General features: G+C 69.3%; 22 protein-coding genes. 14 read left to right on the top strand and 8 right to left on the bottom strand.

Annotated features, from left to right (window positions below; translation table 11 throughout):
• The first annotated feature begins 19 nt into the window (after nt 1–19).
• The 14 genes from U742_RS21845 (at nt 20) to U742_RS0102480 (ending at nt 14,992) form a co-directional block, all read left to right on the top strand.
• On the top strand, nt 20–2,929 hold the full coding sequence (locus U742_RS21845) for an autotransporter family protein (RefSeq protein WP_081852779.1): 2,910 nt from the start codon (nt 20–22) through the stop codon (nt 2,927–2,929).
• A gap of 199 nt (nt 2,930–3,128) precedes the next feature.
• Nucleotides 3,129–4,451 (top strand): ABC transporter substrate-binding protein, encoded by a 1,323-nt coding sequence (locus U742_RS0102540; RefSeq protein ID WP_029349746.1) that lies wholly within the window; start codon nt 3,129–3,131, stop codon nt 4,449–4,451.
• A gap of 110 nt (nt 4,452–4,561) precedes the next feature.
• A complete protein-coding gene (locus tag U742_RS0102535) occupies nt 4,562–5,530 on the top strand; it encodes a carbohydrate ABC transporter permease (RefSeq protein ID WP_029349744.1) in 969 nt (322 codons plus the stop codon).
• Nucleotides 5,527–6,480 (top strand): carbohydrate ABC transporter permease, encoded by a 954-nt coding sequence (locus tag U742_RS0102530; RefSeq protein ID WP_029349743.1) that lies wholly within the window; start codon nt 5,527–5,529, stop codon nt 6,478–6,480. Before U742_RS0102535 ends, U742_RS0102530 begins: the two co-directional genes overlap by 4 nt.
• Nucleotides 6,477–6,683, top strand: coding sequence for a hypothetical protein (locus U742_RS0102525; protein ID WP_029349741.1), 207 nt, complete (start codon nt 6,477–6,479; stop codon nt 6,681–6,683). The genes U742_RS0102530 and U742_RS0102525 overlap by 4 nt, the downstream gene beginning before the upstream one ends.
• Nucleotides 6,684–6,686: 3 nt before the next feature.
• A complete protein-coding gene (locus U742_RS0102520) occupies nt 6,687–7,784 on the top strand; it encodes an ABC transporter ATP-binding protein (protein ID WP_029349739.1) in 1,098 nt (365 codons plus the stop codon).
• Nucleotides 7,777–8,787, top strand: a complete 1,011-nt coding sequence (locus U742_RS0102515; protein ID WP_029349737.1) for an ABC transporter ATP-binding protein — start codon at nt 7,777–7,779, stop codon at nt 8,785–8,787. Before U742_RS0102520 ends, U742_RS0102515 begins: the two co-directional genes overlap by 8 nt.
• Before the next feature lie 96 nt (nt 8,788–8,883).
• Entirely contained in the window at nt 8,884–10,533 is a 1,650-nt protein-coding gene (locus tag U742_RS0102510) for a dihydroxyacetone kinase subunit DhaK (protein ID WP_029349735.1), read from the top strand.
• A 26-nt stretch (nt 10,534–10,559) separates the two neighbouring features.
• Nucleotides 10,560–11,174, top strand: coding sequence for a dihydroxyacetone kinase subunit DhaL (dhaL, locus tag U742_RS0102505; RefSeq protein WP_029349734.1), 615 nt, complete (start codon nt 10,560–10,562; stop codon nt 11,172–11,174).
• Nucleotides 11,171–11,587, top strand: a complete 417-nt coding sequence (gene dhaM / locus U742_RS0102500) for a dihydroxyacetone kinase phosphoryl donor subunit DhaM (RefSeq protein WP_029349732.1) — start codon at nt 11,171–11,173, stop codon at nt 11,585–11,587. Before dhaL ends, dhaM begins: the two co-directional genes overlap by 4 nt.
• A complete protein-coding gene (locus tag U742_RS0102495; RefSeq protein ID WP_051660792.1) occupies nt 11,587–11,937 on the top strand; it encodes an HPr family phosphocarrier protein in 351 nt (116 codons plus the stop codon). The genes dhaM and U742_RS0102495 overlap by 1 nt, the downstream gene beginning before the upstream one ends.
• Nucleotides 11,909–13,534 carry a putative PEP-binding protein gene (locus U742_RS0102490; protein ID WP_248310239.1) on the top strand — a complete coding sequence of 542 codons (1,626 nt, stop codon included), beginning with the start codon at nt 11,909–11,911 and terminating at the stop codon, nt 13,532–13,534. Before U742_RS0102495 ends, U742_RS0102490 begins: the two co-directional genes overlap by 29 nt.
• Before the next feature lies 1 nt (nt 13,535).
• Nucleotides 13,536–13,946: a hypothetical protein gene (locus tag U742_RS0102485; protein WP_029349726.1), complete on the top strand. Its 411-nt coding sequence runs from the start codon at nt 13,536–13,538 to the stop codon at nt 13,944–13,946.
• A gap of 56 nt (nt 13,947–14,002) precedes the next feature.
• Nucleotides 14,003–14,992 carry a dihydroxyacetone kinase subunit DhaK gene (locus U742_RS0102480; RefSeq protein WP_029349724.1) on the top strand — a complete coding sequence of 330 codons (990 nt, stop codon included), beginning with the start codon at nt 14,003–14,005 and terminating at the stop codon, nt 14,990–14,992.
• A gap of 22 nt (nt 14,993–15,014) precedes the next feature.
• Here the strand turns inward: U742_RS0102480 and U742_RS0102475 are convergent, their stop codons facing one another.
• The 8 genes from U742_RS0102475 to U742_RS0102440 form a co-directional block, all read right to left on the bottom strand.
• Nucleotides 15,015–15,434: a RidA family protein gene (locus U742_RS0102475; protein ID WP_029349722.1), complete on the bottom strand. Its 420-nt coding sequence runs from the start codon at nt 15,432–15,434 to the stop codon at nt 15,015–15,017.
• Between the two features lie 20 nt (nt 15,435–15,454).
• A complete protein-coding gene (locus U742_RS0102470; RefSeq protein WP_029349720.1) occupies nt 15,455–16,414 on the bottom strand; it encodes an agmatinase in 960 nt (319 codons plus the stop codon).
• Nucleotides 16,415–16,471: 57 nt separating this feature from the next.
• A complete protein-coding gene (locus U742_RS0102465) occupies nt 16,472–18,568 on the bottom strand; it encodes a dipeptide ABC transporter ATP-binding protein (protein WP_038360370.1) in 2,097 nt (698 codons plus the stop codon).
• Nucleotides 18,568–19,464, bottom strand: coding sequence for an ABC transporter permease (locus U742_RS0102460; RefSeq protein WP_038360368.1), 897 nt, complete (start codon nt 19,462–19,464; stop codon nt 18,568–18,570). Before U742_RS0102460 ends, U742_RS0102465 begins: the two co-directional genes overlap by 1 nt.
• Nucleotides 19,445–20,401, bottom strand: coding sequence for an ABC transporter permease (locus U742_RS0102455; RefSeq protein ID WP_029349712.1), 957 nt, complete (start codon nt 20,399–20,401; stop codon nt 19,445–19,447). Before U742_RS0102455 ends, U742_RS0102460 begins: the two co-directional genes overlap by 20 nt.
• Nucleotides 20,402–20,665: 264 nt before the next feature.
• A complete protein-coding gene (locus U742_RS0102450; protein ID WP_051660791.1) occupies nt 20,666–22,165 on the bottom strand; it encodes an ABC transporter substrate-binding protein in 1,500 nt (499 codons plus the stop codon).
• 76 nt (nt 22,166–22,241) lie between these two features.
• Entirely contained in the window at nt 22,242–23,198 is a 957-nt protein-coding gene (speB, locus tag U742_RS0102445) for an agmatinase (RefSeq protein WP_029349709.1), read from the bottom strand.
• Nucleotides 23,198–24,136, bottom strand: coding sequence for a MurR/RpiR family transcriptional regulator (locus U742_RS0102440; RefSeq protein ID WP_197028152.1), 939 nt, complete (start codon nt 24,134–24,136; stop codon nt 23,198–23,200). The genes speB and U742_RS0102440 overlap by 1 nt, the downstream gene beginning before the upstream one ends.
• Nucleotide 24,137 lies beyond the last annotated feature (1 nt).

Here is a 24,137-nt window from a genome sequence, read left to right as displayed (position 1 = left end):
CAGGGGCGGGGGCTCTCACATGCATCGTTCATTGCCCTTGCGTCGAGGGGACGGCATCCCGCATGCCCGTCTCGTCTCGATCGCCGCCATCCTGTGCGCGATGGGCGCCGCCCCGCGCCCGGCGGAAGCGATCGTCCTCAACGATGTCGCGGCCGATGCCGCCGGCGGGATCGGCAATTACTGGGACACGACGAACCAGTTCGCCAATGTGGTCGCCCTGGCGCTGAACCGCGGCGATCCCTATTGCACCGGCACGCTGATCAATTCCCGCACCATCGTCACCGCCGGACACTGCCTCGTCGAGGATGGCAGCACGCTCGGCTCCCATGTGAGCGAGACGGAAATCCGCTTCTCCCCGAACTCCTTCATCCCGAACACGAATGACCGCTTCGTCAGCGGCGCCGCCGTGCTGCCGGGCTACCAGTCCACCGTGTTCGGCGCCTACGACTTCGCGGTGATCTCGCTCGACCAGCCGGTCACGCAGATCACGCCGGCCGTGCTGCCCACCGGCACGACGCCCCTGTTCGAATACGGCTCGCTCGCCGTCATCGCCGGCTATGGCCAGAACGGGACCGGCAGCCGGCCGCCCTTCTCCTTCGATAACATCGACGGCAAGCGCCGCATCGGCGAGACCATCCTCGTCGCGCTCTCGCCCGAGCTCTCGGAAGGCGACGCTCCGCTTTATGTGGCACCGTTCCGCAACCCGCTCCGGCCCGGCGCGGCGGACGTGCTCGGCAACGCCTATCCCGACCTGCCGGTGCCCTATTATCAGGCCGGCACGGCGCCGGGCGACAGCGGCGGACCGCTCTTCCTGTCGACGCAGGATGGGCTGGTGCTGATCGGCACGCTGGTCGGCGGCTATGGCCGGCGGCCGGGCTACGGCTTCGTCAATGTGTGGACGCCGATCTACACGGCGCTCGACTGGCTGGCCGCGGTCAATCCGCTGCGCGAGGTCACAGCGGCGGGCGGAGACCAGACATGGAGCAACGCCGCGGCCTGGATCGATCCGGGCGGCGCCAGCGAGGTGCCGAACAACCGCGACGGCGACTTCTCCGGCTCCGGCACGCTCGGGCGCTACTGGAACGTGACGATCAGCGCGCCGGGTACGATGACGCTCGACATGGATGCCGAGGTCGATTCCGTCACGGTGGCGGGGGCGTCCAGCACGCTCGACATCGCCGCGCCCTATATCCTCTCGACCGTCGTCGGCTTCCAGCAGAGCGCCGGCACGACCACCGTGTCGGGCACGCTCGCCGCGCCGACGGCCGATCTCTCGGGCGGCCTGCTCACCGGCACCGGGACGGTGATCGCGCCGCAGGGCCTCATCAATCGCGGCGGCACGCTCGCGCCCGGCACGGCGGGGAATATGGGCGTGCTGACGGTCGCCGGCAGCTACCAGCAGACCGCCGGCGGCACGCTGGCGGTGCGCAGCCTCGGCGGAGCCTCGGACCAGCTTCACGTGACGGGCACCGCCGCGCTCGGCGGCACGCTCGCCGTCTCCTCCCCCGGCACGGTGACGCCCGGCATCGCCGACACGGTGCTGCAGGCGGACGGCGGCATCAGCGGCAGCTTCGCGTCGGTTTCCTCGGAGGAGAATTTCGCCTTCCTCGACACGCTGATCGGCTATGGCGCGACCACGGTGTCCGTCACCTTCGAGCGCAATGCCGTGCCCTTCACCGCGCTGGCGCAGACACGCAACCAGGCCAGCGTCGCGACGGCACTCGAGAGCCTGTCGCCGGCCAATCCGGTGGCGGGCGCGGTGCTGCAGAGTAGCGTCGCCGGCGCGCCGGCGGCCTTCGACCAGCTCTCCGGCGAGGTCCATGCCAGCACCACCAGCGTGCTGGTCGGCCAGTCCTCGCTGGCACGCGGGCTCATCGGCGCGCGGCTCCGGCAGGGGATGGGTCCGGATTCGGACGAGGCGACGGGAAGCGCGGTTCCGATCGCCTTCGGCGCGGGCGAGCCGGAGGTGCGTCCGCTCGCCTTCCGGCCGGACGGCGCGCCCGCATCGACCGCAGCGCGGGCGCTGGCGAGCGCGGCGCCGGCGGCGAACATGCCGCTCAAGGCCGAGGCTGCGCCTGCGTCGCCGCTTCAGCTCGCCACCTGGATGCAGGGCGTCGGCGCGTGGGGCCGGATGTCGTCGACGGATGGTGCCTCCGGGCTGTCGTCCAATGTCGGCGGCCTGTTCGCCGGCCTCGACGCCACCTATGAGCAGCGGTTCCGCCTCGGCATCGCGGGCGGCTACACCAGCAGCGACTATTCGGTGTCGGGCCTCAACTCGTCCGGCTCGACTTCCGACTACCATCTCGCCGGCTATGGCGCCGCGCTTCTCGGGCCGGTCGCGCTGCGGCTCGGCGGTGCCTATGCCTGGAGCGACATCGACACCAGCCGGATGGTGGACACTGGCGGCTTGGTGAACTGGCTGTCGAGCTCGTCGGATGCCCGCACCGGGCAAGTGTTCGGCGAGCTCGCCTATCCGACCGTCCTGCTGTCCTCTATGGGAGCGGTATCGTTCGAGCCCTTCGCCGGCCTCGCCTACGTGCATGTGTCGAGCGACGCCTTCACCGAGACCGGCGGGGCGGCAGCGCTGAGCGGGGAGGCGAGCCGCTTCTCGACCACCTACTCCACCCTCGGCCTGCGCGCCGCCGTGCCGCTCGCATTCGGGGAGGCCTGGAAGCCCGTGCTGCATGGCGAGCTCGGCTGGCGCCACGCCTTCGGCGACCTCACGCCGACCGAGACGCTGGCTTTCACGGCGGGCAACTCGGCCTTCACGGTCGACGGGCTGCCGATCGCCCGCGACGCGCTGGTGGTGGAAGCCGGGCTCGACGTCGGCCTGCGCGAGCGCGTCGGGCTCGACCTGTTCTACGCCGGCGATCTCGCCGCCGACGCGCAGAGCCATGCCGTCAAGGGACGCCTCAGCGTCTCGTTCTGACGCTTTCCAGGCCCGCGAAGCTCAACATTCCCCAGAGATCGAATGGTGCGCCGATACGCTGCGGCGCAGCAACGAATCCGTATTGCATTGTTGAGCGAAATCAATCTTACTCAACATAAAGCTAAACGCGCTCGCGCTGGTCGTGAGCCGGCAACAATTGAGGGGGCATCGGACCCGCCTCGTTCTCTGGGAGGAGAGCATGCTGAAGAAGTGGATACCCCTTCTCGGGGCAGCGGCTGTCTGCGGGTCGCTGTCCATGCCGCAGGCGGCCAAGGCGGAGACGCTGACGCTGTGCTGGGCGGCCTGGGACCCGGCCAACGCGCTGGTCGAATTGTCCAAGGACTTCACCGCCAAGACCGGCATCAACATGAAGTTCGAGTTCGTCCCGTGGACGAGCTATGCCGACCGCTTCCTCAACGAGCTCAACTCGCGCGGCAAGCTGTGCGACCTGATCATCGGCGACAGCCAGTGGATCGGCGGCGCCGCGGAGAACGGGCACTATGTGAAGCTGAACGACTTCTTCGCCAAGGAAGGCATCAAGATGGATGACTTCGTGCCGGCGACGGTGGTCGGCTATTCCGAATGGCCGAAGAACACGCCGAACTACTGGGCGCTGCCGGCGATGGGCGACGTGGTGGGCTGGACCTACCGCAAGGACTGGTTCGAGCGCCCCGAGCTGCAGAAGGAATTCAAGGCGAAGTACGGCTGGGACCTCGACGCGCCGAAGACCTATGACCAGCTCAAGCAGATCGGCCAGTTCTTCCAGGGCCGCGAGATCGACGGCAAGAAGGTCTACGGCGCCTCGATCTATACCGAGCGCGGCTCGGAAGGCATCACCATGGGCGTGACCAACGTCCTCTACGACTGGGGCTTCATGTATGACAACCCCAAGAAGCCCTATGAGATGCAGGGCTACGTGAATTCGCCGGAAGCGGTGAAGGGCCTCGAATTCTACAAGTCGCTCTATGACTGCTGCACGCCGCCCGGCGCGTCCAACGTCTACATGGTCGACTCGGCCGACGCCTTCAAATCCGGCCAGGTGGCGATGCACATGAACTTCGCCTTCACCTGGCCCGGCCTCTACAAGGACGAGAAGGTCGGCGGCAAGCGCATCGGCTTCTTCCCGAACCCGGCGGAGAAGTATCACTTCGCCCAGCTCGGCGGTCAGGGCATCTCGGTGGTCTCCTATTCCGACAAGCGCGACGCCGCCCTCAAATACATCAAGTGGTTCGCGCAGCCCGAGGTGCAGGCCAAGTGGTGGAAGCTCGGCGGCTTCTCCTGCCTGAAGGCGGTGGTCGACGCGCCCGACTTCAAGACCAGCCAGCCCTATGCGCCGGCCTTCCTCGAATCCATGGCGATCGTGAAGGACTTCTGGGCCGAGCCGAGCTACGCGGAACTGCTGCAGGCGATGCAGAAGCGCGTGCATGACTATGTCGTCGCCGGCAAGGGCACGGCGAAGGAAGCTCTCGACAACCTCGTGAACGACTGGACCGAGGTCTTCAAGGAAGACGGCAAGATCTGAGCGTCCCCGTCCGATCGGGACGTCTTCCGCAGGGCGGTCCGGCCCCATTCACGACCGGACCGCCCGACGGGCCTCGCCCGCCGAATCTCTGATCCTGACCGGGTGCCGTAGTGACCACGTCCCACGAAACATTCACCGACAAGGCGGCGCAGGCCGTCGTGCGGGCGACGCCGGAACCCCTCGCCGCCCGGGTGCGGGGCCTCTCCGACCGGGCGATCGCCTGGCTGTTCATCGCGCCGACCATCACCCTTCTGCTGGCGATCAACATCTTCCCGCTGTTCTGGGCGATCTACCTGTCCTTCACCAACTACCGCGCCAACCGTCCCAATGCGGTGGTGCAGAATGTCGGGCTCGGCAATTATTCGCGCGTGCTGAACGACCCGGATATCTGGGCGTCGATGCAGACCACGGCGCATTTCGTGTTCTGGACCATCGTGCTGCAGACGGTGATCGGCTTCGCGCTCGCCTATCTCATCGACCGCAAGTTCCGCGGCCATGCCTTCTGGACCACGCTGATCCTCATCCCGATGATGCTGTCACCGGCGGTGGTCGGGAATTTCTGGCGCTTCCTCTACGAGCCGCAGATCGGCCTGTTCGCCTATGCCGTGTCGTTCCTGTCCGGCATCCCGACTTCCGAGATCCGCATGCTGGGCGACGTGCGCCTCGCCCCCTGGGCGATCATCATCGTCGATACCTGGATGTGGACGCCCTATGTGATGCTGATCTGCCTCGCCGGGCTGCGCTCGATCCCGGACTACATCTACGAGGCGGCGGAGGTCGACCGCGCCTCCAACTGGCGCCAGTTCTGGTCGATCACCATCCCCATGGCGCTGCCCTTCATCATGCTGGCGGTGCTGTTCCGCGGCATCGAGAACTTCAAGATGTTCGACATGGTGAACCTGCTCACCGGCGGCGGTCCCGGCTCGACCACGGAGGTCGCCTCCATCGCGCTGAAGCGCGAGGCCTTCGAGGCCTGGGCGACCGGGCGCTCCTCGGCCTTCGCCATCGTGCTGTTCGTCGCGGTGTTCGGCCTCGCCAACATCTATGTGAAGATCCTCAACCGGGTGAAGCAGAGATGAGCTCCGCCAACGCCGCCCATTCGGTCGTCGAGCCGAGCACCGCCTCCAAGCGCGTCGCCGCCACGCTGGTGATCCTCTACGCGATGATCACGCTGGTGCCGCTCGCCTGGATCTTCCTCACCAGCATCAAGTCGCCGCCGGATTCGATCTCCTATCCGCCGAAGCTGGTCTTCACGCCGTCGCTGGAGGGCTATTGCAACCTCTTCACCACGCGCTCGCGGCAGACGCCGGAATACATCGCCGCGCTGCCGCCGGCGGAGGGGGTGTGCGACGCGGTGAGCCGCGAGCGCAACATGGTCATCGTCGGCCCGTCGAACTTCCTGCCGCGCTTTGCCAATTCGCTGATCATCGCGTTCGGCTCGACCTTCCTCGCGGTGCTGCTCGGCACGCTCGCTGCCTATGGCTTCTCGCGCTTCAGGGTGCCGCTCGCCGACGACCTGCTGTTCTTCATCCTCTCCACCCGGATGATGCCGCCCATCGCGGTGGCGATCCCGATCTACCTCATGTACCGGCAGCTCGGCCTCTCCGACACGGCGATCGGCATGATGCTGCTCTACACGGCGGTGAACGTGTCGCTGGCGGTGTGGCTGCTCAAGGGCTTCATCGACGAGATCCCGCGCGAATATGAGGAAGCCGCGATGATCGACGGCTATACGCGGCTGCAGGCCTTCCGCAAGGTGGTGCTGCCGCAGGCGACCACCGGGATCGCCGCCACCGCGATCTTCTGCCTGATCTTCGCCTGGAACGAATACGCCTTCGCCGCGCTGCTGACCTCGGGCTCGGCGCAGACCGCCCCGCCCTTCATCCCGACCATCATCGGCGAGGGCGGGCAGGACTGGCCGGCGGTGGCGGCGGGCACCACCATCTTCCTGGTGCCGATCCTCGTCTTCACCGTGCTGCTGCGCAAGCAGCTCCTGCGCGGCATCACCTTCGGGGCGGTGCGCAAATGACCGATCGCGCTCTCGAAAGACCCCGCACGCGGCGCCCGTTCTTCCTACGGCGCGGGCCGATGGAGATGCTGGCGGTGGCGATGATCGGCATCGGCTTCCTGATGCTGTTCCAGCCCTTCGCCATGGTCCTCTACACCTATTCCTTCGTCACGCTGCTCGCCGGCACGGCGATGTTCACTGTCGTCTCCAAGTTCCCGGAGTAGATCATGGCCGAGATCAGGATCGACCATCTGCGCAAGGAGTTCGGCGACTTCGTCGCGGTGCAGGATTCCACCTTCACCGTCGGCGACGGCGAGTTCCTCGCGCTGCTCGGACCGTCGGGCTGCGGCAAGACGACGACGCTGCGCATGATCGCCGGGCTCGAGCTGCCGACCGGGGGCACCATCCGCCTCGGCGGCGAGGACGTGACCTTCCGGCGTGCCAGCGAACGCGACATCGCCTTCGTGTTCCAGCTCTTCGCGCTCTATCCGCACATGAATGTGCGCCGGAACATCGGCTTCCCGCTGATCTGCCAGGGCGTGCCCAAGGCGGAGGTGAAGCAGCGCGTCGAGGAGACCGCCAGGCTCCTCCAGATCGACCACATCCTCGACCGCTCGGTATCGGGGCTCGCCGGCGGCGACCGCCAGCGGGTGGCGCTGGGGCGGGCCATCGTGCGCCGGCCGAAATGCTTCCTGATGGACGAGCCGCTCGGCACGCTCGACGCGGAATTCCGGGATGTGATGGTCCGCGAGCTGCGCGAGCTGCACAACCGCATCCACGCCACCACGGTCTATGTCACCCACGACCAGCTCGAAGCCATGGCGATGGCCGACAAGATCGCGGTGATGAACCATGGCGTGATCGAGCAGTTCGGAACGCCTCAGGAGATCTATGACCGCCCCGCCTCCATGTATGTCGCCGACTTCATCGGCTCGCCGCCGATGAACTTCATCCGCTTTACGAGCGGGCTGGAGAAGGGCGCCGCCCGGGTGCGCATCGGCGAGGCGGAGGTCTCCGTGCCCGAGGTCCATGCCGACGTCGAGCCGGGCGAGCTGGCGCTGGGCGTGCGGCCCGAGCACATCCGCTTTTCCGATGCCGCGCCGCTGCGCGGGGCGATCTATGGCAGCGAATATCTCGGCACCAACCAGATCGTGACGGTGGAGACCGGCGGCGGGCTGGTGCGCGCCCGGCTGCCGGCCGACCGCGCCTATCGCGTCGGCGAGCCGGTCGGGCTCGCGCTCAAGGGCGAGCGCCTGTCGCTGTTCGACTGCCGCTCCGGCCGCGCCATTCCATCCGCACTGTATTCGGGAGCGTCCCATGGCTGACGTCACGCTGAAGGGCGTCACCAAGATTTTCGGCGACAAGCGCGCGGTCGACAGCCTCGACCTTTCCATCGCTGACGGCGAGTTCGTGGTGCTGCTCGGCCCGACCGGGGCGGGCAAGACGACGACGCTGCGGCTCATCGCCGGGCTGGAAAAGCCGGATGCCGGTTCGATCTCCATCGCCGGACGCGACATGGCGGGGCTGTCGCCGGCGGGGCGCGACGTCGCGTTCGTGTTCCAGCAATATTCGCTCTACCCGCACCTCACCGTCTACGAGAACCTCGCCTTCCCGCTGCGTTCGCCGGCCCGCCGCATGGATGGCGCAACCGTCGACGCGCGGGTGCGGCAGGTGGCTCGGATGGTGCGCATCGACCACAAGCTGGAGAACCGCGCGACGCGGCTCTCCGGCGGCGAGATGCAGCGCGTCGCCATCGGCCGCGCGCTGGTGCGCCGCCCCGCCATCTATCTGATGGACGAGCCGCTTTCCTCGCTCGACGCCAAGCTGCGCGGCGAATTGCGCCTCGAGCTCAAGCGCATCCAGAAGGAGCTCGGCTCGACGCTGCTCTATGTGACGCACGACCAGATCGAGGCGATGACCATGGCGGATCGCATCGGCATCCTCGCCGAGGGCAGGCTAGCGCAGATCGGCACGCCGAAGGAGATCTACACCAACCCCGCCAATCTCCACGTCGCCGCCCGGCTCGGCCAGCCGCACATCAACCTTCTGCCGCCCGAACTCCTGCCCGGCGCGCCGGTGCCGGCCGGCACGCGCACCATCGGCGCGCGCACCGAGCATCTGGAGATCGCCCGCTCCGGCGCCGGCAATGCCGAGGTCGACTGGATCGAGCATCTGGGCGACCAGAACCACCTGCACATCAGGGTCGGCGGGCACAAGCTCATCACCCTCGCCGATGCCGACCTGCCGGTCAGCCCCGGCGAGCGGATCAGCCTCACCCTGAAGAACCCGCTCTATTTCGGCCAGGACGGCCGCAGGCTTGCCGGCTAGAGACACCCGGCCGGCGACAGACGTGCGTGACGAGCCTCGGGCAGGCGGCTGGCACCGCCCGCGCCGGGCGACAGTGGAACGGAATGGAAGACCGCGATGAAACATTTCTTCAACCGCCGGGAAAGCATCGTCACGGAAGCGCTGGACGGCCTCCTGCGCAGCACGCCCGCCGGCCGGCTCGCGCGGCTCGACACCTATCCGGACATCAAGGTCGTGCTGCGCGCGGACTGGGACAAGTCGAAGGTCGCGCTGGTCTCCGGCGGCGGCGCGGGGCACGAGCCCTCGCATGCCGGCTTCGTCGGGCGCGGCATGCTCACCGCCGCCGTGTCGGGTGAAATCTTCGCCTCGCCGAGCGTGGAGGCCGTGCTCACCGCCATCCGTGCGGTGACCGGCGAGCCGGGCTGCCTCCTCATCGTGAAGAACTACACCGGCGACCGGCTGAATTTCGGCCTCGCCGCCGAGCGCGCCCGCGCCGAGGGCTTCAGGGTCGAGATGGTGATCGTCGCCGACGACATCGCCCTGCCGGACATCGCCCAGCCGCGCGGCATCGCCGGCACGCTGTTCGTGCACAAGATCGCCGGCCACCATGCCGAGGCGGGCCAGGACCTCGCCGCGGTGACCGCCGCCGCCAGCGGCGCCGCCGCGAGCATCGTCTCGCTCGGCGTGTCGCTGTCCTCCTGCTCCATCCCCGGCCAGCCGCATGAGGAGCGCCTCGGCGCGAACGAGGGCGAGCTCGGCCTCGGCATCCATGGCGAGCCGGGCGTGGAGCGCATCCCCGTCCAGCAGGCCGCCGCCATCGTCGCCACGCTGTCGGAGCGGCTCGGCGCCCATCTCACACCCGGCGCCGGGCACGCGCTGCTGATCAACAATCTCGGCGCGGTGCCGCCGCTGGAGATGGGGCTGATCACCGAGGCCGTGCTGGCCTCGCCGCTCGCTGCCCGGGTCAAGTTGATCCTCGGCCCCGCCGCGCTGATGACGGCGCTCAACATGAACGGCTTCTCGCTCTCGCTGATCCGGCTCGACCCCGCCCGCGAGACGGCGCTCACCTCGCCGGTCGAGCCGCTCGCCTGGCGGCCGGCGGTGGAGAAGCATGACATCGCCGTGCTTCCCGCCCCGCGCGCCGGCCGGGCGGCCTATATGGTCAACGGCGTTCCGGCGGCGGGCGGCAATGCGGCGGCCGAAGCGGTGATACGGGCCGCCTGCGCGACGCTGATCGGCCTTGAGGACGAGCTGAACCGGCTCGACGCCCGCGCCGGCGACGGCGACACCGGCTCCACCGTCGCCGCCGGCGCCCGCGCGGTGGAGGCGAAGCTGCCGAACCTGCCGCTCGACGACACCGCCGCCACGCTCTCTGTCATCGGCGACGCGCTCGGCACTACCATGGGCGGATCGAGCGGCGTGCTGATGTCGATCTTCTTCACCGCCGCCTCCAAGGCGATGCAGGAAAAGGCGGACCTGCCGACCGCCCTGCTTGCCGGCCTCGACCGGATGACCTTCTATGGCGGGGCGACGCCGGGCGCGCGCACCATGGTCGATGCCCTCGATCCCGGCCTCAAGGCGCTCACCGCCGATGGGCTGGCGAAGGCGGCGGCCGCGGCGCGGGCCGGGGCGGAAGCGACCAAGGCGATGACCAAGGCGAAGGCGGGCCGCGCCTCCTATGTCGGGGCGCGGGATCTCGAAGGCATCCCCGACCCCGGCGCGGTCGCCGTGGCGAGCGTGTTCGAGGCGGTCGCCCGGCTGGGCTGAGCGGCTCGGGGCTGGGGAGAAGGACGATGCATATCGGTGCCGCCGACCTTGCCGAGCTGATCGCGCTCTGCCGCAGCGAGATCGACCGGAATTGCGCGCATCTGTCCGATCTCGACAGCGCCATCGGCGACGGCGACCACGGCGCCAATATGCGGCGCGGGTTGGAGGCCGTGTTCGCCGAGCGCGAGGCGATCGCCGCGCTGGCGCTGCCCGACGCGCTGGAGCGCATCGGCACCATACTCGTGATGAACATCGGCGGCGCGGCGGGGCCGCTCTATGGCACGCTGGCGATGGAGCTCGGCCGCGCCATGTCGGAGCGCGGCGGCGCACCGGATTTCGCCGCCTCGCTGGAACGGGCGATCGCCGCAGTGGCGCGGCGCGGGCGCTCCGGCCCCGGCGACAAGACGCTGCTCGACGTGCTCTATCCGGTGCAGGTGGAGGTGCTGCGGCGCTCGGCGCCGGCGCGCGTCGCCGAATGCGCGCAATCCGCCGCGCAGTCGACGCAGGCGATGCAGGCGCGGCGCGGGCGCGCGGCCTATCTCGGCGCCCGGTCGATCGGGCACGAGGACCCCGGCGCGTCGAGTTGCGCGCTGCTCACCGCCACGATCTGCCGCTACCTGAGGGAGCACGACGCGCCATGACCGCCCGCATCGCGGACAGCCCACGCGCCGGCAATGTCGGCATCGTGATCGTGTCGCACTCGCCGCTGGTGGCGCGGGGCGCGGCCGACATGGTGCGCCAGATGGTCGGCGACTGCGTGCCGCTCGCCTGGACCGGCGGCAATGTCGAGGGCGGGCTCGGCACCCATGTCGCGGGCATCAAGTCGGCGATCGAGGCGGCCTGGTCGGAGGCGGGCGTCGCCGTCTTCGTCGATCTCGGCGGCGCCGAGACCAACAGCGAGGCCGCCGTCGAGATGCTGGGGCCCGCGCGCGCCGGCAAGGTGTCGATCTGCAATGCGCCGCTCGTCGAGGGCGCCGTCATCGCGGCGGCCGAGGCCTCCGGCGGCTCGCCGCTCGCCAAGGTGGTGGCGACGGCCGAAGAGTTGTCGCCCTGATGACCGACCTCCACCCCATATTCCGCCGCGAGACGCCGGGCGGGCGCTGGCAGACCGAGGTCGAGGTGACCAACGGCATTGGGCTGCATGCCCGCCCGTCCGTCACCTTCACGCGGCTGGCGCGAAGCTTTCCCTGCGCGATCGAGGTGGCGGTGGACGGCAGCGACGAGTGGCTGAACGGCAAGAGCATCGTCAAGATCATGGGTGCCCGCATCCGGCGCGGCGCGCGGCTGAAGATCCGCGCGGAGGGATTCCGCGCCGAGGAGGCGATCGCCGCGCTGGGCGAGCTGGTGCGCCGGAACTTCGACGAGGATCGCAAATATGGCCGCCCCGATGGCCGCCCCGCGTAACCTGGCCGGCCCGCGCGACTATCGCGGCACGGCCGCCTCTCCGGGGCGGGCGGTCGGGCCGGCATGGACGGTGCGCGAGCGTTCCGCAGCCACCGTCGCGAGCCCAGCCGGACAGACAGAAGAGCGGCACGCATTGGAGGCGGCGGTCGCGCAGGCGGCCGACGAGCTGCGCGCGCTCTCCGAACGCTCGGACGCCGACAGCGCCGCGATCCTCGACCTGCAGATCGAGATGCTGCTCGACGACGAGATGCTCGCCCCCGTGCTCGCGCGCATCGCGCAGGGGGACAGCGCTGCGCTGGCCTGGGCCGGCGCGCTCGACGCCTATATCGACAGCTTCGGCGACTCGCCCGAGGACATCTTCGCCGTCCGCTCGGCCGATTTGTCGGACCTGAAGAACCGGGTGCTCGACGCGCTCGCCGGCCGCGGCCGCACCGACTTCCCGGAAGGGGCGATCTATGTCGGCAAGGACATGCCGCCCAGCCTCTTCCTCGCCCATGACTGGTCGAAGGGCGGCGGCGTCGCGCTGTCGTCGGGCAGCGCCATCGGCCATGTCTCGATGCTGGCGCGGGCGCGCGGCGTGCCCATGGTGATCGGGCTGGGGCCGGTGGCGGTCGAGCCGGGCGAGACGATCCTCGTCGACGGCGCCGAAGGCCTCGCCCGCATCAATCCGGCCGGTCCCGCCGCCGAGCCGGCGACACGGTCCGTCCCGCAGCGGCCAGCCGAACCCACGGATGGAGCCGGCGCCGCGCACGGCGCGGCCGTGGGGCTCTCGGTCAACATCAACGCGCTGTCCGACCTCGACCTGTTCGATCCCGCCGAGGTGGAAGGCGTCGGGCTGGCGCGCACCGAGTTCCTGCTGCCGTCGCCCGCCGAGGTGCTCAACGAAGAGCGCCACCATGACTGCTACCGCCGCATCATCGAGCGGCTGGGCGGACGGCCGGTGACGCTGCGCATGCTCGATCTCGGCGGCGACAAGGCGCTGCCCGGTCTCGTCGCCGGCGGCACCGGGTCCTTTCTGGGCGAGCGGGGCATCCGCCTGCTGCTGGCCCGGCCCGAGCTCGCGCGTCTGCAGGCCCGCGCCCTGATGCGCGTGGCCGCGTACGGCCCGGTCAACGTGCTGCTGCCGATGGTGACGCTGCCTGACGAGCTCGCCGCCATGCGCCTGCTGTTCGAGGAGGAGGCGGCGCGCCTCGATCGGCTCGGCATGCCGCATCGCATGCCCCCGCTCGGCATCATGGTCGAGGTGCCGGCGGTGGCGCTCACCCTCGACCTGTTCGCCGAGGCGGCGTTCTTTTCCGTCGGCACGAACGATCTGATGCAGTATCTGTCGGCGGCGGCCCGCGACGACACGGCCGCGGCCCATCTCACCACGGGGTCGGAGACCGCCTTGTTCCGACTGCTCGATCAGGCCTGCGCCGCCGCCCGCGCGCTCGGCAAGCCGATCTCCGTCTGCGGGGATCTCGCCGGCGACCCGCATCTCGCCCGCCGGCTGGTGGAGGCCGGCTTCCGGCAGCTCTCGGTCGCCCCGATGCGGCTCGGCGCGGTGCGTGCCGCCCTGCTCTCGCGCGGGCCGCATATCGACGCGGCGAGCGCCTGAGATGGCCCGCGAGACGAGCGACGAAACGGTGATCGCCTACAAGACGATCCTTGCCGGCATCCTCGACAACCGTCCGTCGGGTACGCGCCAGAGGCTGGCGGCCGCGCTCGGCAAGCACCGCAGCTTCGTCACCCAGGTGACCAGCCCAGCCTATGACACGCCGCTGCCGGCGCGCCATCTGCCGACCATCTTCCGCGTCTGCCATTTCAGCCCGGCCGAGCAGGAACGCTTCCTTCTCGCCTATCAGCAGGCGCATCCGGGCAAGCTTCCCGATGTCGGCGCCGGCGACAAGGTCCGGCCCTTGACGCTGATGGCGCCTGATTTCGGCGACGCCAAGAAGAACCGCATTTTCGACGACGCGGTCGCCGAATTCGTGCGCAAGATGGCGGCGCTGACGGGCGGGGCGGAGTGAGCGATGCCGGACAGCAGCGTGCCGCCATCGGGCGGGATCGGCCGGAGCGGGACCGCATGAAGAAGTTCATGAACGCCGCCGACAGCGTCGTGGCCGAGAGCCTCGCCGGCTTCGTGCGCGCCCATGAGGAGTGGATCGTCTTCGGGCGCGCGCGCAAGTTCGTGCGCAGACGGGACCTCGTGCCCGGCAAGGTCGCGATCATCTCGGGCGGCGGCTCGGGGCACGAGCCGCTGCATTCCGGCTTCGTCGGACCCGGCATGCTGGACGCCGCCTGCACCGGCCACATCTTCACCTCGCCCACGCCGGACCAGATCGTCGCTGCGATCGAGGAGACCGACACCGGCGCCGGCTGCCTCTTGATCGTGAAGAACTATGACGGCGACGTCATGAATTTCGAGATGGCGGCGGAGATGGCAGCGGAGCGCCACCGCGTCGAGATGGTGGTGGTGCAGGACGACGCCGCCACGGGTCCGGCGGTGCGCAGCCAGGGCAGGCGCGGGGTCGCCGGCACCATCGTGGTCGAGAAGCTGATCGGCGCCGCCGCCGAGCGCGGCGCGCCGCTCGACACGCTGAAGGCGCTCGGCGAGGCGCTCGATCCGCGTATCCGCAGCATGGGGGTGGCGCTGCGCGGCGTCGTGGTGCCGAACAATGCGCGCGAGACCTTCGCGCTCGGGCCCGACGAGATGGAGATCGGGGTCGGCATCCATGGCGAGCCGGGGCTCTACCGCACCCGCCTCGCGCCAGCGGGCGAGATCGTCCGCCTGCTCTGCGAGCCGGTCCTCGCCGATCTCGATCCGGCGCCCGGCGCCCGGCCGGTGCTGATCGTCAACGGCTTCGGTGGCACGCCGCCGACCGAGCTCTACCTTGCCTACGGCCTCGCGCGCGACCTGTTCGAGGCGCACGGCATCGTGCCGGCGCGCTCGCTGGTCGGCACCTTCGTCACCTCGCTCGACATGGCCGGGCTGTCGGTGACGCTGGCGCTGCTCAGCGAGGAGGAGTTCGCGCTGTGGTGCGCGCCGGTGGCGACGCCGTCCCTCACATGGTGAGGAACGGCGAAGCCCAAGTTCGTCAGGCGTCGGGAATGACCGCCGTCGCCTCGATCTCGACCACCCATTCGGGACGGGCGAGCGCGGGCACGACGAGGCCGGTGGAGACCGGGAACACGCCCTTCAGCCACTTGCCCATTTCCTGATAGACCGCCTCGCGGTAGCGAATGTCGGTGACATAGACGACGACGCGGCAGATGTGGCTCATCTCGCCGCCGGCTTCCTCCAGCAGCATCTTGATGTTCGACATCGCCTTCTCGGCCTGCTTGCCGGGATCGCCGGCATGCAGGCTCTCGCGGGTGTCGAGGTCCTGCGCGATCTGGCCGCGCAGGAAGATCATGGTGCCGCGCGCGACCACCGCCTGGCAGAGGTCGTTGTCGAGCTTCTGCTCCGGATAGGTCTGCTTGGTATTGAACGGGCGGATGCGGGTATGGGTGGTCATGGTTCAGACTTTCCGGGCGATCAGCGGTCGAAATAGCCGGCCTTGATGGTGGCGCCGATCATGTTGACGAACAGCCGGCAGGCGGCGATGGCGGAGATGCGGTTCACGTCCTTGGCGGGCGTGATCTCGACGAGGTCCATGCCGACCACGCGGCCCTTGTTGACGAGGCCGTGGATCAGCTTGCGCGCCTGGTGATAGGTGACGCCGCCGAGCGCCGGACCGTTCACCGCGGGCATGACGGAGGGGTCCATGCCATCGGCGTCGACGGTGAGGTAGTAGCGCCCGCCGGCGGGGATGCGCTCCAGCACCGCGTCCATGCCGATGTCGTGCAGCTCATAGGCGGTGATGATGTTGGCGCCATAGGCATAGGCGGCGTCGACCTCCTCCTGCCGGGCGCTGCCCTGGGCGCGGATGCCGATCTGGAAGATGTCCTTCACATGGTTCATCTCGGAGATGCGGCGGATCGGGCTGGAATAGCCGTCCGGCACGCCGTTCACCTCGTTGCGCCAGTCGAGATGCGCGTCGATGTGGACGAGGGTGATCGGGCCTTCCTGGTCGTCATAGGCGCGCAGCACCGGGATCGGGATGCCGTGGTCGCCGCCGAGGATCAGCGGCAGGGCGCCGGCTTTAAGGATCTTGCGCACCGCCGCCTCGGCGTTGCGGTAGCTGGTGCCGAGATCGCGGGGATCGTTGACGACGTCGCCGCAGTCGACCATGCGGATCGGCTTGTTCATCAGCAGCGGCCCGCCGATGTCGAAATCGTAGCGCTCGAGCGCCCGCACGGCGCGGTCCGACGCCTGTCGGATCGCGGTCGGCGCATTGGACTGGTCGTTGCTGACCTCCTCGATCGTGTAGGCCGAACCATAGGGAATGCCGAGCACGGCGATGTCGGCCTTCAGATTGTCGAGGTCGTCGACGACCTCGGAATAGAGAAGGCTCTTATGGCCGTGCTTGGGCGGGGTGGTCAGGCGGGCACTCATCTCGTCACGTCCTCGGGTTTCGATGGGACGGATCGCTCCGCCCCCTTCACTGAAGCTCTATTCGGCGGCCTCGGCCGGCACGTCGTCGAAAGCGGGCGGTGCGCGCATCAGCTCGTCGAGCGGGAGATGGCAGGCGATGCGGTGGCCCGGCCGGGGCTCGTGCACCGGCGGCGCGGTGGTGGCGCAGATCGAGCCGATCACCCGCGGGCAGCGCGTGTGGAAGACGCAGCCGGAGCGCTGGCCCTCGGATGGCGGGCGGTCGCCGCGCAGGCGGACGCGCGCGCGCTTCTCGGCGCCGGGGGTGGGCAGCGGCACGGCCGAGAGCAGCGCCTGCGTATAGGGATGGTAGGGCGGCGAGAGTACCGCCTCGGCCGGGCCGATCTCGCAGATGCGCCCCGAATACATCACCGCGATGCGGTCGGCGATGTAGGCCACCACCGAGAGGTCATGCGAGATGAAGAGGTAGGAGAGCTTCAGCTCGTCGCGAAGCCTGTCGAGCAGGTTCAGCACCGTCGCCTGCACCGAGACGTCGAGTGCCGAGACCGGCTCGTCGCAGACGATGAAGTCGGGCGCGGTGGCGAGCGCGCGGGCGATGCCGACGCGCTGCTTCTCGCCGCCGGAGAGCTGGTGCGGATAGCGGTCGTAATAGGCGCGCGGCAGGCCGACCCGGTCGAGCAGGTCCTCGACATGGGCGCGGCGCTTGTCGCGCGGCACACTGGTCTGCAGCGCCACCGCGCGGGCGATGGCGTCGCCGACCCTGCGGCGCGGATTGAGCGAGGAGTCCGGGTTCTGGAACACGATCTGCGCGCGCTTGCGCAGGTCCTGCAGGGCGTCGTCCGGCAGCTTCGCCACGTCGGCGCCGTCGAACATGATGCTGCCCGACGACGGATCGATGAGCCGCAGCACGGTGCGCCCCAGGGTGGACTTGCCGCTGCCGCTCTCGCCGACTAGGCCGACCACCTCGCCGCGGCCGATCTCGATGGAGATGCCGTCGACCGCGTTCACCGTCTCCGAGCGCGCGCGCGGCCACGGGATGACACCGGCGAGGCGCGTCCATTCGATGCCGCCACCGAGCCGCCCGCGCCGGTAGCGCTTGGTAAGGTTCTCGGTGCGCAGCAGCGGCTCGGTCGCCGCCGCGCGCGCGGCACGCGGCACGTCGTCCGCCTCCGGCCAGCCCGGCAGCCCGGCATGCTTCCAGCAGCGCGCGGCGTGACCGGCATCGCCCGCCTCGACCAGCACCTGCGCGCGGTCCGTGCAGGCTTCCTCCGCGAAGGGGCAGCGGGTGGCGAAGATGCAGCCCGCCGGCGGATGGACGAGGTCCGGGAAACGCCCCGGAATGGGCGCGATGCGCCGGGTGGCGCCCTCCACGGAGGGGCGCGGCAGCGAGGCGAGCAGGCCCTTGGTGTAGGGGTGCGAGGGACGCGCCAGCACCGCTTCCTTGGTGCCGATCTCCACCACCCGGCCGGCGTAGAGCACGCAGACCCGGTCGGCGATGCGGTTCACCACGCCGAGATTGTGGGTGATGAACAGCATGCCGAGCCCGCGGTCGCGGCGCAGCCTGTCGAGCAGGTCGAGGATCTGCGCCTCGACGGTGACGTCGAGCGCGGTGGTCGGCTCGTCGAGGATGAGGATGCGCGGATCGCAGACGATGGCGCCGGCGATCAGCACGCGCTGCTGCATGCCGCCGGAGAGCTGGTGCGGATAGGCGGTGGCGAGCTCGGCGGGGCCGGGCAGCCCGACCTCGCCGAGCGCGGCGAGCGCCCGCTGATGGGCTTCCGCGCGGCTGAGGCCCTGATGGTAGACTAGCGGCTCGGCCACCTGCTCGCCGATGGTGAGGCTCGGATTGAGCGAGGTGAACGGGTCCTGGAACACCATGCCGATGGCACGGCCGCGCAGCTCGCGGCGCGCGCGCTCGTCGAGGCCGACGAGTTCGGTGCCCTCGAAGCGCACCGATCCGGTGACCTTCGCCTCCGGCCCGAGCAGGCCCATGGTGGCGAGCGCCACCGAGCTCTTGCCGGAGCCCGACTCGCCGACCACGGCGACGGTCTCGCCGGCGGCGACGTCGAAGCTCACGCCGTCCAGCGCCCGCAGCACGCCGCGCGGCGTCCGGTAGGCGAGGGTGAGCGTGTCGAAGGAAAGCAGTGCGTCGGCCATCAGCCGCCCTTCTTCTGCATGCGCGGGTCGAGCGCCTCGCGCAGGCCGTCACCCAGGAGGTTCACGGCGACGACGGTGATGCCCATGGCGATGCCGGGCGCGAGCGCCACCCACGGGGCGCGGTCGATGAGCGGGCGCGCCTCCGAGATCATCAGGCCCCAGTCGGAGCTCGGCGGCTGCGCGCCGAGGCCGATGAAGGAGAGCGCCGCGCCGAGCAGGATGGCGAAGGTCACGCGCAGGCTGGCCTCGACCATGATCGGCGGCCAGGCATTGGGCAGGATCTCGGCGCGCAGGATGTAGGGCGTGCCCTCGCCCCGCGCGCGGGCGGCCTGCACGAACTCCTCGCCGGCGAGGTCGAGCGTGACCGAGCGGGTGAGGCGCACGGTGCTCGGCACATAGACGATGCCCACCGCGATGATCAGCTTCCACAGCGCCGGCGGCGTCACCGCCAGCATGAGCAGGCCGAGCATGATCGGCGGGAAGGAGAGCAGCACATCGGTCGAGCGCATGATGATCTCGTCGACCCGCCCGCGCCGGTAGCCGGCCCAGAGGCCGAGCGGCACGCCGATGGCGAGGCTGACCGCGGTGGCGGCGAAGCCCATCATCAGCGACAGGCGCGCGCCCATCAGCGTGCGGCTGAACACGTCGCGGCCGAATTCGTCGGTGCCGAACCAGTTGCGCAGGCTCGGCGGCTTCAGCCGGTTGAGGATGCTCATCTCGTCGAAGCGGTAGGGCGCGATCCACGGCGCCGCCGCCGCCACGGCAATCAGCAGGAGCAGCAGCACGCCGCCCACCACCAGCTTGGCGTTGGCGCCGCGCGGCAGCAGCCGCATCCGCGGGGCGGTCGCGACGGGCGCTGCCGAGACTTGCGCGGCGTCAGGATTCGATCTGGCCATAGCGGATCTTCGGGTTGAAATAGGCGTAGAGCAGGTCGGCGATGAGGTTGGCGAGGCAGTAGACCGCCGCGATCAGCAGGATTCCGGCCTGGATCAGCGGCAGGTCGTGACGCTCGATGGCGAAGAGCAGCAGCCGGCCGATGCCCGGATAGGAGAACACCGCCTCCACCACCACGATGTTGCCGAGCAGCCAGCCGACATCGATGGCCAGCACGGTGATGGTCGGCAGCAGCGCGTTGCGCAGCGCATGGCGGCGGATGATGACGCCCTCCGGCAGGCCCTTGGCGCGGGCGTTGCGCACATAGTTCGAGCGCAGCGTCTCGATCATCGAGGAGCGGGTCAGCCGCGAGACGTGGGCGATCAACGTGAAGGTCAGCGTCAGCACCGGCAGGACGAGGTGGGACGCCCAGGCCCAGAAGCCCTGCGACAGGTTGCCGGCGCCGCCCGAGGGCAGCCAGTCGAGATAGCGGGCGAAGACGATGATGCCGACGATCGCCCAGAAGAACTCCGGCACCGACACGCCGACATAGGAGAACACCGAGACGGCGTGGTCGGTGAAGCGGTTCTGCCGGATGGCGGCGACGACGCCCAGCACGATGCCGAACACCGCCACCATGACGAAGGCGATGGAGGCGAGCAGCGCCGAGGAGAGGAAGGCCTCCCACACCAGCGGGCCGACCGGCCGCTCCATGACGATGGACTGGCCGAAATTGCCGGACAGGATGCCCGCCGCCCAGCGCCAGTACTGGACATGCGCCGGCGCATCGAGGCCGAGCCGGTGCTCGATGGCACGCACCGTCGCCTCGTCGGCGAACTGGCCGGCAAGGACGTTGGCGACATTGCCCGGCATCACCTGGGTGATGGCGAAGACCAGCACCGACATCACCGCGAGGATGGCGACGATGCCGAGCAGGCGCATGATGACATAAAGGGCCATCGGTCATCCATGGGACGTCGCGCGCCGCCGAAACGGCGCACGGGAGCGGAACGGGACAGGAAAGCAGTGGCGTGCCCGGCGGCAGACTGGAGCATGTTCCGCGATAGCTGAGAGGCCTATCGCGACGCGAACACGCTCCAGCCCTTTGAGAGGGAGCACCTTCCTGTCGATCAGGCGTTCCACCTGATCGGAAAGGGCTCTGTCGCCGGGCACGCCTTGCTGCGCCGGGACAAGATCCCGGCGCCGGGGGTCACATAAGGCCGGTCACTGAACCGTAGTCTCGCGCAGGTCGAGCCACATCATCGGGCTGGAGGAGAAGCCCTTCACGTTCTTGCGGAACGCGTTGACGTGGTTCTGCACGTAGGGGATGGCGCCGGCCGGCACCTCTTCGGCAAGCGCCTGGAACTTCTTGTAGAGAGCGGCGCGCTCGTCCTCGGTCTTCGCCGCGCGGGCGTCGTCGAGCACCCTGTCGATCGCCGGGTTCTTGTAGTTCCAGAGCTGCGTGTTCCAGGAACCCGCCGAGTGGAACCAGGGGTAGATCGAGGTGTCGATGGTCGGCCGGCTGTAAAAGCCGTCGGTGTAGAAGGCGGCCTTGCCCTCGATCTCCTTGACGAACTTGTCCCACGGCACGCGCTGCAGCTCGATCTTGATGCCGAGCGGGGCGAGCAGCTCCTTCGCCGCGATGCCGAGGCGCTCGCGGGTCGGACGGCCGTTCGGCAGATAGAGCGTCGCCTCGAAGCCATTCGGATAGCCGGCCTCGGCGAGCAGCTTCTTGGCGCCCTCGATGTCCGGGGCGGCGATCGGGATGTCCTTGTTGTAGTAGGGATGCGAGGGCGGGATCATGGTGTGGGTCGGGGTGCCCTGGCCGTAGAGCGCGACCTCGACCAGCGCCGGCTTGTCGAGCGCCATGGCGATCGCCTTGCGCACGCGCGGATCGTCGAACGGCTTGTGCGCCGAATTCATGATCAGGCCGTCCCAGGTCGAGGTCGGCGTGGAATCGATCACGACGTCGGGGTTCTTCTTGAACTGGTCGAGCGTCTCGAGCGGCAGGCTCCAGACGAGGTCGAGCTCGCCGGTCTCCAGCGCCGCTACCTGCGCCGCGCTCTCCGGCATGATGCGGAAGGTGACCGCGTCGAGCTTCGGTTCGCCCTTGATGTAGTAGTCGGGGTTCTTCACCAGCTCGACCCGGTCGCCCGGACGGAAGGCCTTGAACTTGAACGGCCCGGTGCCGATCGGCTCGGAGGCGATGGTGTCGAACTTGTCGCGCGGCAGGATGCGCACCTGACGGTCGCCGAACAGCTCGGCGAAGCCCGAATAGGGAATCTTCAGCTTGAAGACGACCGTGCCCTTGTCCGGCGTCTCGATGCTCTCGACGATGTCGAAGTTCACCCGCGCGGTGGAGCCCGTGGCCTTGTCCATGACCCGCGCGATGGTCGCCTTCACGTCCTCGGCCTCGAGCTCGCGGCCGTTATGGAACTTCACGCCGGGGCGCAGCTTGAAGGTCCAGGTCTTCAGGTCCTCGCTCTTGGTCCAGCTCTCGGCGAGGTCCGGCTTCACGCCGCCCTTGCCGTCGACCTCGACCAGGCCGCTGAAGATCAGGAAGTTCATGATGTACTCTTCGCCGAGCTTGGTCTTGGCGGCGTCGAGCGTGTTGAGGTTCGACGGGATGGCGACCCGCAGGGTGCCCTGCGCCATCGCCGGCGCGGTCAGCGCGGCGAAACCGAGGGCCGCGGCCCCCAGCGCGCCATAGAAATGCTTTCTCATTCCCAACTCCTTCAAAGGTTCTGTTCTTGGTCTTTGCTTATCGTTCCGGACCCGGCGGTTGCGCGCCGGGCACGGTCTATCGGCCTCGGGCAGCGAAGATCGCGCCGAGGAATTCGATGATGAGGGTGGTGGCGAGCAGGCTGGTCTGCCCCTCGACGTCGATGAAAGGATTCACCTCGACGAGGTCGAAGCCGACCACATGGCCGCGCGCGGCGACGCCCTGCAGCAGCGCGCGCACCTCGTGGTAGAGCAGCCCGTCCACCGTCGGCGAGCCGGTGCCCGGCGCGATTGAGGGGTCGAGCCCGTCAATGTCGATGGTGACGAAGGTGTTGCCGAGCGCCGGCAGGCTCTCCAGCACCGCCTTGACGCCCTGCTCGCGTATGTCCTCGCGGGTGAAGATGCGCACGCCCTGCGCGGTGGCGTCGTTGTAGTCGCTCTCGCGGGTGCGCACGTCGCGGATGCCGAGCTGCACCATGTGGCGCACGAAGGGCAGCTCCTTGGAGCGGCGTAGCGGGCTCGCATTGGTGAAGCGGACCCCGGCGATGTCCTCACGCCAGTCCATATGCGCGTCGATATGGACGATGTCGATCGGCCCCAGCGCCTCGAAGGCCCGCACATTCGGGAAGGTCACCGAATGGTCGCCGCCGAGGACGACGGGGAGCGCGCCGCGCTCCACCAGCGCGCGGACCGAGGCGGTGATCTTCGCCATGTTGGCGTCGATATCGAAATAGGTGATGTCGACGTCGCCGCAATCGACCATCGAGACGTCGGCGAGGAAGCGCTTCTTCTGGTTGACGTCCCAGTAGCCGGCGGCATTGCCGGTGCCCCAGGGCGCATAGCGCGTCGACTGGTTGCGGATCTCGCGCGGCCCGAAGCGGGTCCCGGGCCGATAGCCGACGCCGCAGTCATAGGGGATGCCGAGGACGGCGACGTCGGCCTCGACCTTGGAGAAATCCTCGCAGATCGGCGAGCGCAGGAAGCTCGCGATGCCGGCGGAGGGCATATAGGCAGTATAGCGGGGCTGCTGATCCATCAGTTCGGCACTCCGCCACGACCGTTCGCGCCATTGCCGGAGACCGGCTCGGACGGCGGCAGCGGCTCCTCGGGACGCCACCAGACGCCGAGGTCCCACAGCTTCTCCTCCGCCCGCGCCACCGCCGCCGGCACGTCTCCGGGATGCAGGCCGGCGATCAGCGCCACCAGCGTCTCGCAGACCGCGAAGGCCGGCGAGATGGTGTCGAAGAAGGAGGGGGAGCGACTGGAACAGAGCAGCGTGCGATGGGCGAGACGGCCGATCGGATTGGCCTCGCTGTCGGTGATGGCGACGATGCGCACGCCGTGCCGCCGGGCGAAGGCGGCTGTCTCCACCACGTGGCGGGCGGCGGGCGAATAGCAGATGACGAGCAGCACGTCGCCGGGGCCGGCATCGAGCAGGCCGGGATGGCCGGTGCCGCCGGTGACGTTGAGCAGCACCGAGCGGTCGTCGAAGAAGGAGAGGAGATAATTGAACTGGAAGGCGACCGGGAAGGAGGAGCGGTGGCCGAGGCAATAGATGCGGCGCGCCTTCACCATCTCCTGCGCGGCGGCCACCATCTGCTCGACACGGGAGGAGGCGCCGAGATCGGCGATGTGCCCGGCGACCTGGCTCACCATCTCGGCGGCGACGCCGGCGACGCCGACCTCGCGGTGGCGCTGCACCAGGTTCTTCGCCCGCCCGCCATAGGCCTCGGGGGTCTCGCGGATCGCATCGGCATGGATGGCGCGGACCTCGTCATAACCGGACAGGCCGAGATGCTGGGCGAAGCGGGTCATGGTGGCCGGCGGCACGCCGGCGCGGCGCGCCTGCTCGCGCATGGAGAGCAGCGCGACCTCCTGCGGATTGTCCAGCACGAAGCCCGCCGCGACCCTGATCTGGCCGGGCAGTTCGTCGAACTGGTTCTTCACCCTGGCGACGAATTCGATGCGGTTCATG

The organism is Allobosea sp. 117 (assembly GCF_000702305.1).
Classification (GTDB): domain Bacteria; phylum Pseudomonadota; class Alphaproteobacteria; order Rhizobiales; family Xanthobacteraceae; genus Ancylobacter.
This window is presented reverse-complemented; position numbering and strand designations above follow the sequence as displayed.

Excerpts from the sequence above, each read along its gene's own strand:
- U742_RS0102520 (WP_029349739.1), top strand. The coding sequence starts at position 6,687 with ATGGCCGAGATCAGGATCGACCATCTGCGCAAGGAGTTCGGCGACTTC.
- U742_RS0102460 (WP_038360368.1), bottom strand. The coding sequence starts at position 19,464 with ATGGCCAGATCGAATCCTGACGCCGCGCAAGTCTCGGCAGCGCCCGTC.
- U742_RS0102525 (WP_029349741.1), top strand. The coding sequence starts at position 6,477 with ATGACCGATCGCGCTCTCGAAAGACCCCGCACGCGGCGCCCGTTCTTC.
- U742_RS0102495 (WP_051660792.1), top strand. The coding sequence starts at position 11,587 with ATGACCGACCTCCACCCCATATTCCGCCGCGAGACGCCGGGCGGGCGC.
- U742_RS0102540 (WP_029349746.1), top strand. The coding sequence starts at position 3,129 with ATGCTGAAGAAGTGGATACCCCTTCTCGGGGCAGCGGCTGTCTGCGGG.
- U742_RS0102480 (WP_029349724.1), top strand. The coding sequence starts at position 14,003 with ATGAAGAAGTTCATGAACGCCGCCGACAGCGTCGTGGCCGAGAGCCTC.
- U742_RS0102470 (WP_029349720.1), bottom strand. The coding sequence starts at position 16,414 with ATGAGTGCCCGCCTGACCACCCCGCCCAAGCACGGCCATAAGAGCCTT.
- U742_RS0102510 (WP_029349735.1), top strand. The coding sequence starts at position 8,884 with ATGAAACATTTCTTCAACCGCCGGGAAAGCATCGTCACGGAAGCGCTG.
- U742_RS0102485 (WP_029349726.1), top strand. The coding sequence starts at position 13,536 with ATGGCCCGCGAGACGAGCGACGAAACGGTGATCGCCTACAAGACGATC.
- U742_RS21845 (WP_081852779.1), top strand. The coding sequence starts at position 20 with ATGCATCGTTCATTGCCCTTGCGTCGAGGGGACGGCATCCCGCATGCC.
- U742_RS0102440 (WP_197028152.1), bottom strand. The coding sequence starts at position 24,136 with ATGAACCGCATCGAATTCGTCGCCAGGGTGAAGAACCAGTTCGACGAA.
- U742_RS0102465 (WP_038360370.1), bottom strand. The coding sequence starts at position 18,568 with ATGGCCGACGCACTGCTTTCCTTCGACACGCTCACCCTCGCCTACCGG.
- U742_RS0102490 (WP_248310239.1), top strand. The coding sequence starts at position 11,909 with ATGGCCGCCCCGATGGCCGCCCCGCGTAACCTGGCCGGCCCGCGCGAC.
- U742_RS0102475 (WP_029349722.1), bottom strand. The coding sequence starts at position 15,434 with ATGACCACCCATACCCGCATCCGCCCGTTCAATACCAAGCAGACCTAT.
- speB (WP_029349709.1), bottom strand. The coding sequence starts at position 23,198 with ATGGATCAGCAGCCCCGCTATACTGCCTATATGCCCTCCGCCGGCATC.
- U742_RS0102450 (WP_051660791.1), bottom strand. The coding sequence starts at position 22,165 with ATGAGAAAGCATTTCTATGGCGCGCTGGGGGCCGCGGCCCTCGGTTTC.
- U742_RS0102455 (WP_029349712.1), bottom strand. The coding sequence starts at position 20,401 with ATGGCCCTTTATGTCATCATGCGCCTGCTCGGCATCGTCGCCATCCTC.
- dhaL (WP_029349734.1), top strand. The coding sequence starts at position 10,560 with ATGCATATCGGTGCCGCCGACCTTGCCGAGCTGATCGCGCTCTGCCGC.
- U742_RS0102530 (WP_029349743.1), top strand. The coding sequence starts at position 5,527 with ATGAGCTCCGCCAACGCCGCCCATTCGGTCGTCGAGCCGAGCACCGCC.
- dhaM (WP_029349732.1), top strand. The coding sequence starts at position 11,171 with ATGACCGCCCGCATCGCGGACAGCCCACGCGCCGGCAATGTCGGCATC.
- U742_RS0102515 (WP_029349737.1), top strand. The coding sequence starts at position 7,777 with ATGGCTGACGTCACGCTGAAGGGCGTCACCAAGATTTTCGGCGACAAG.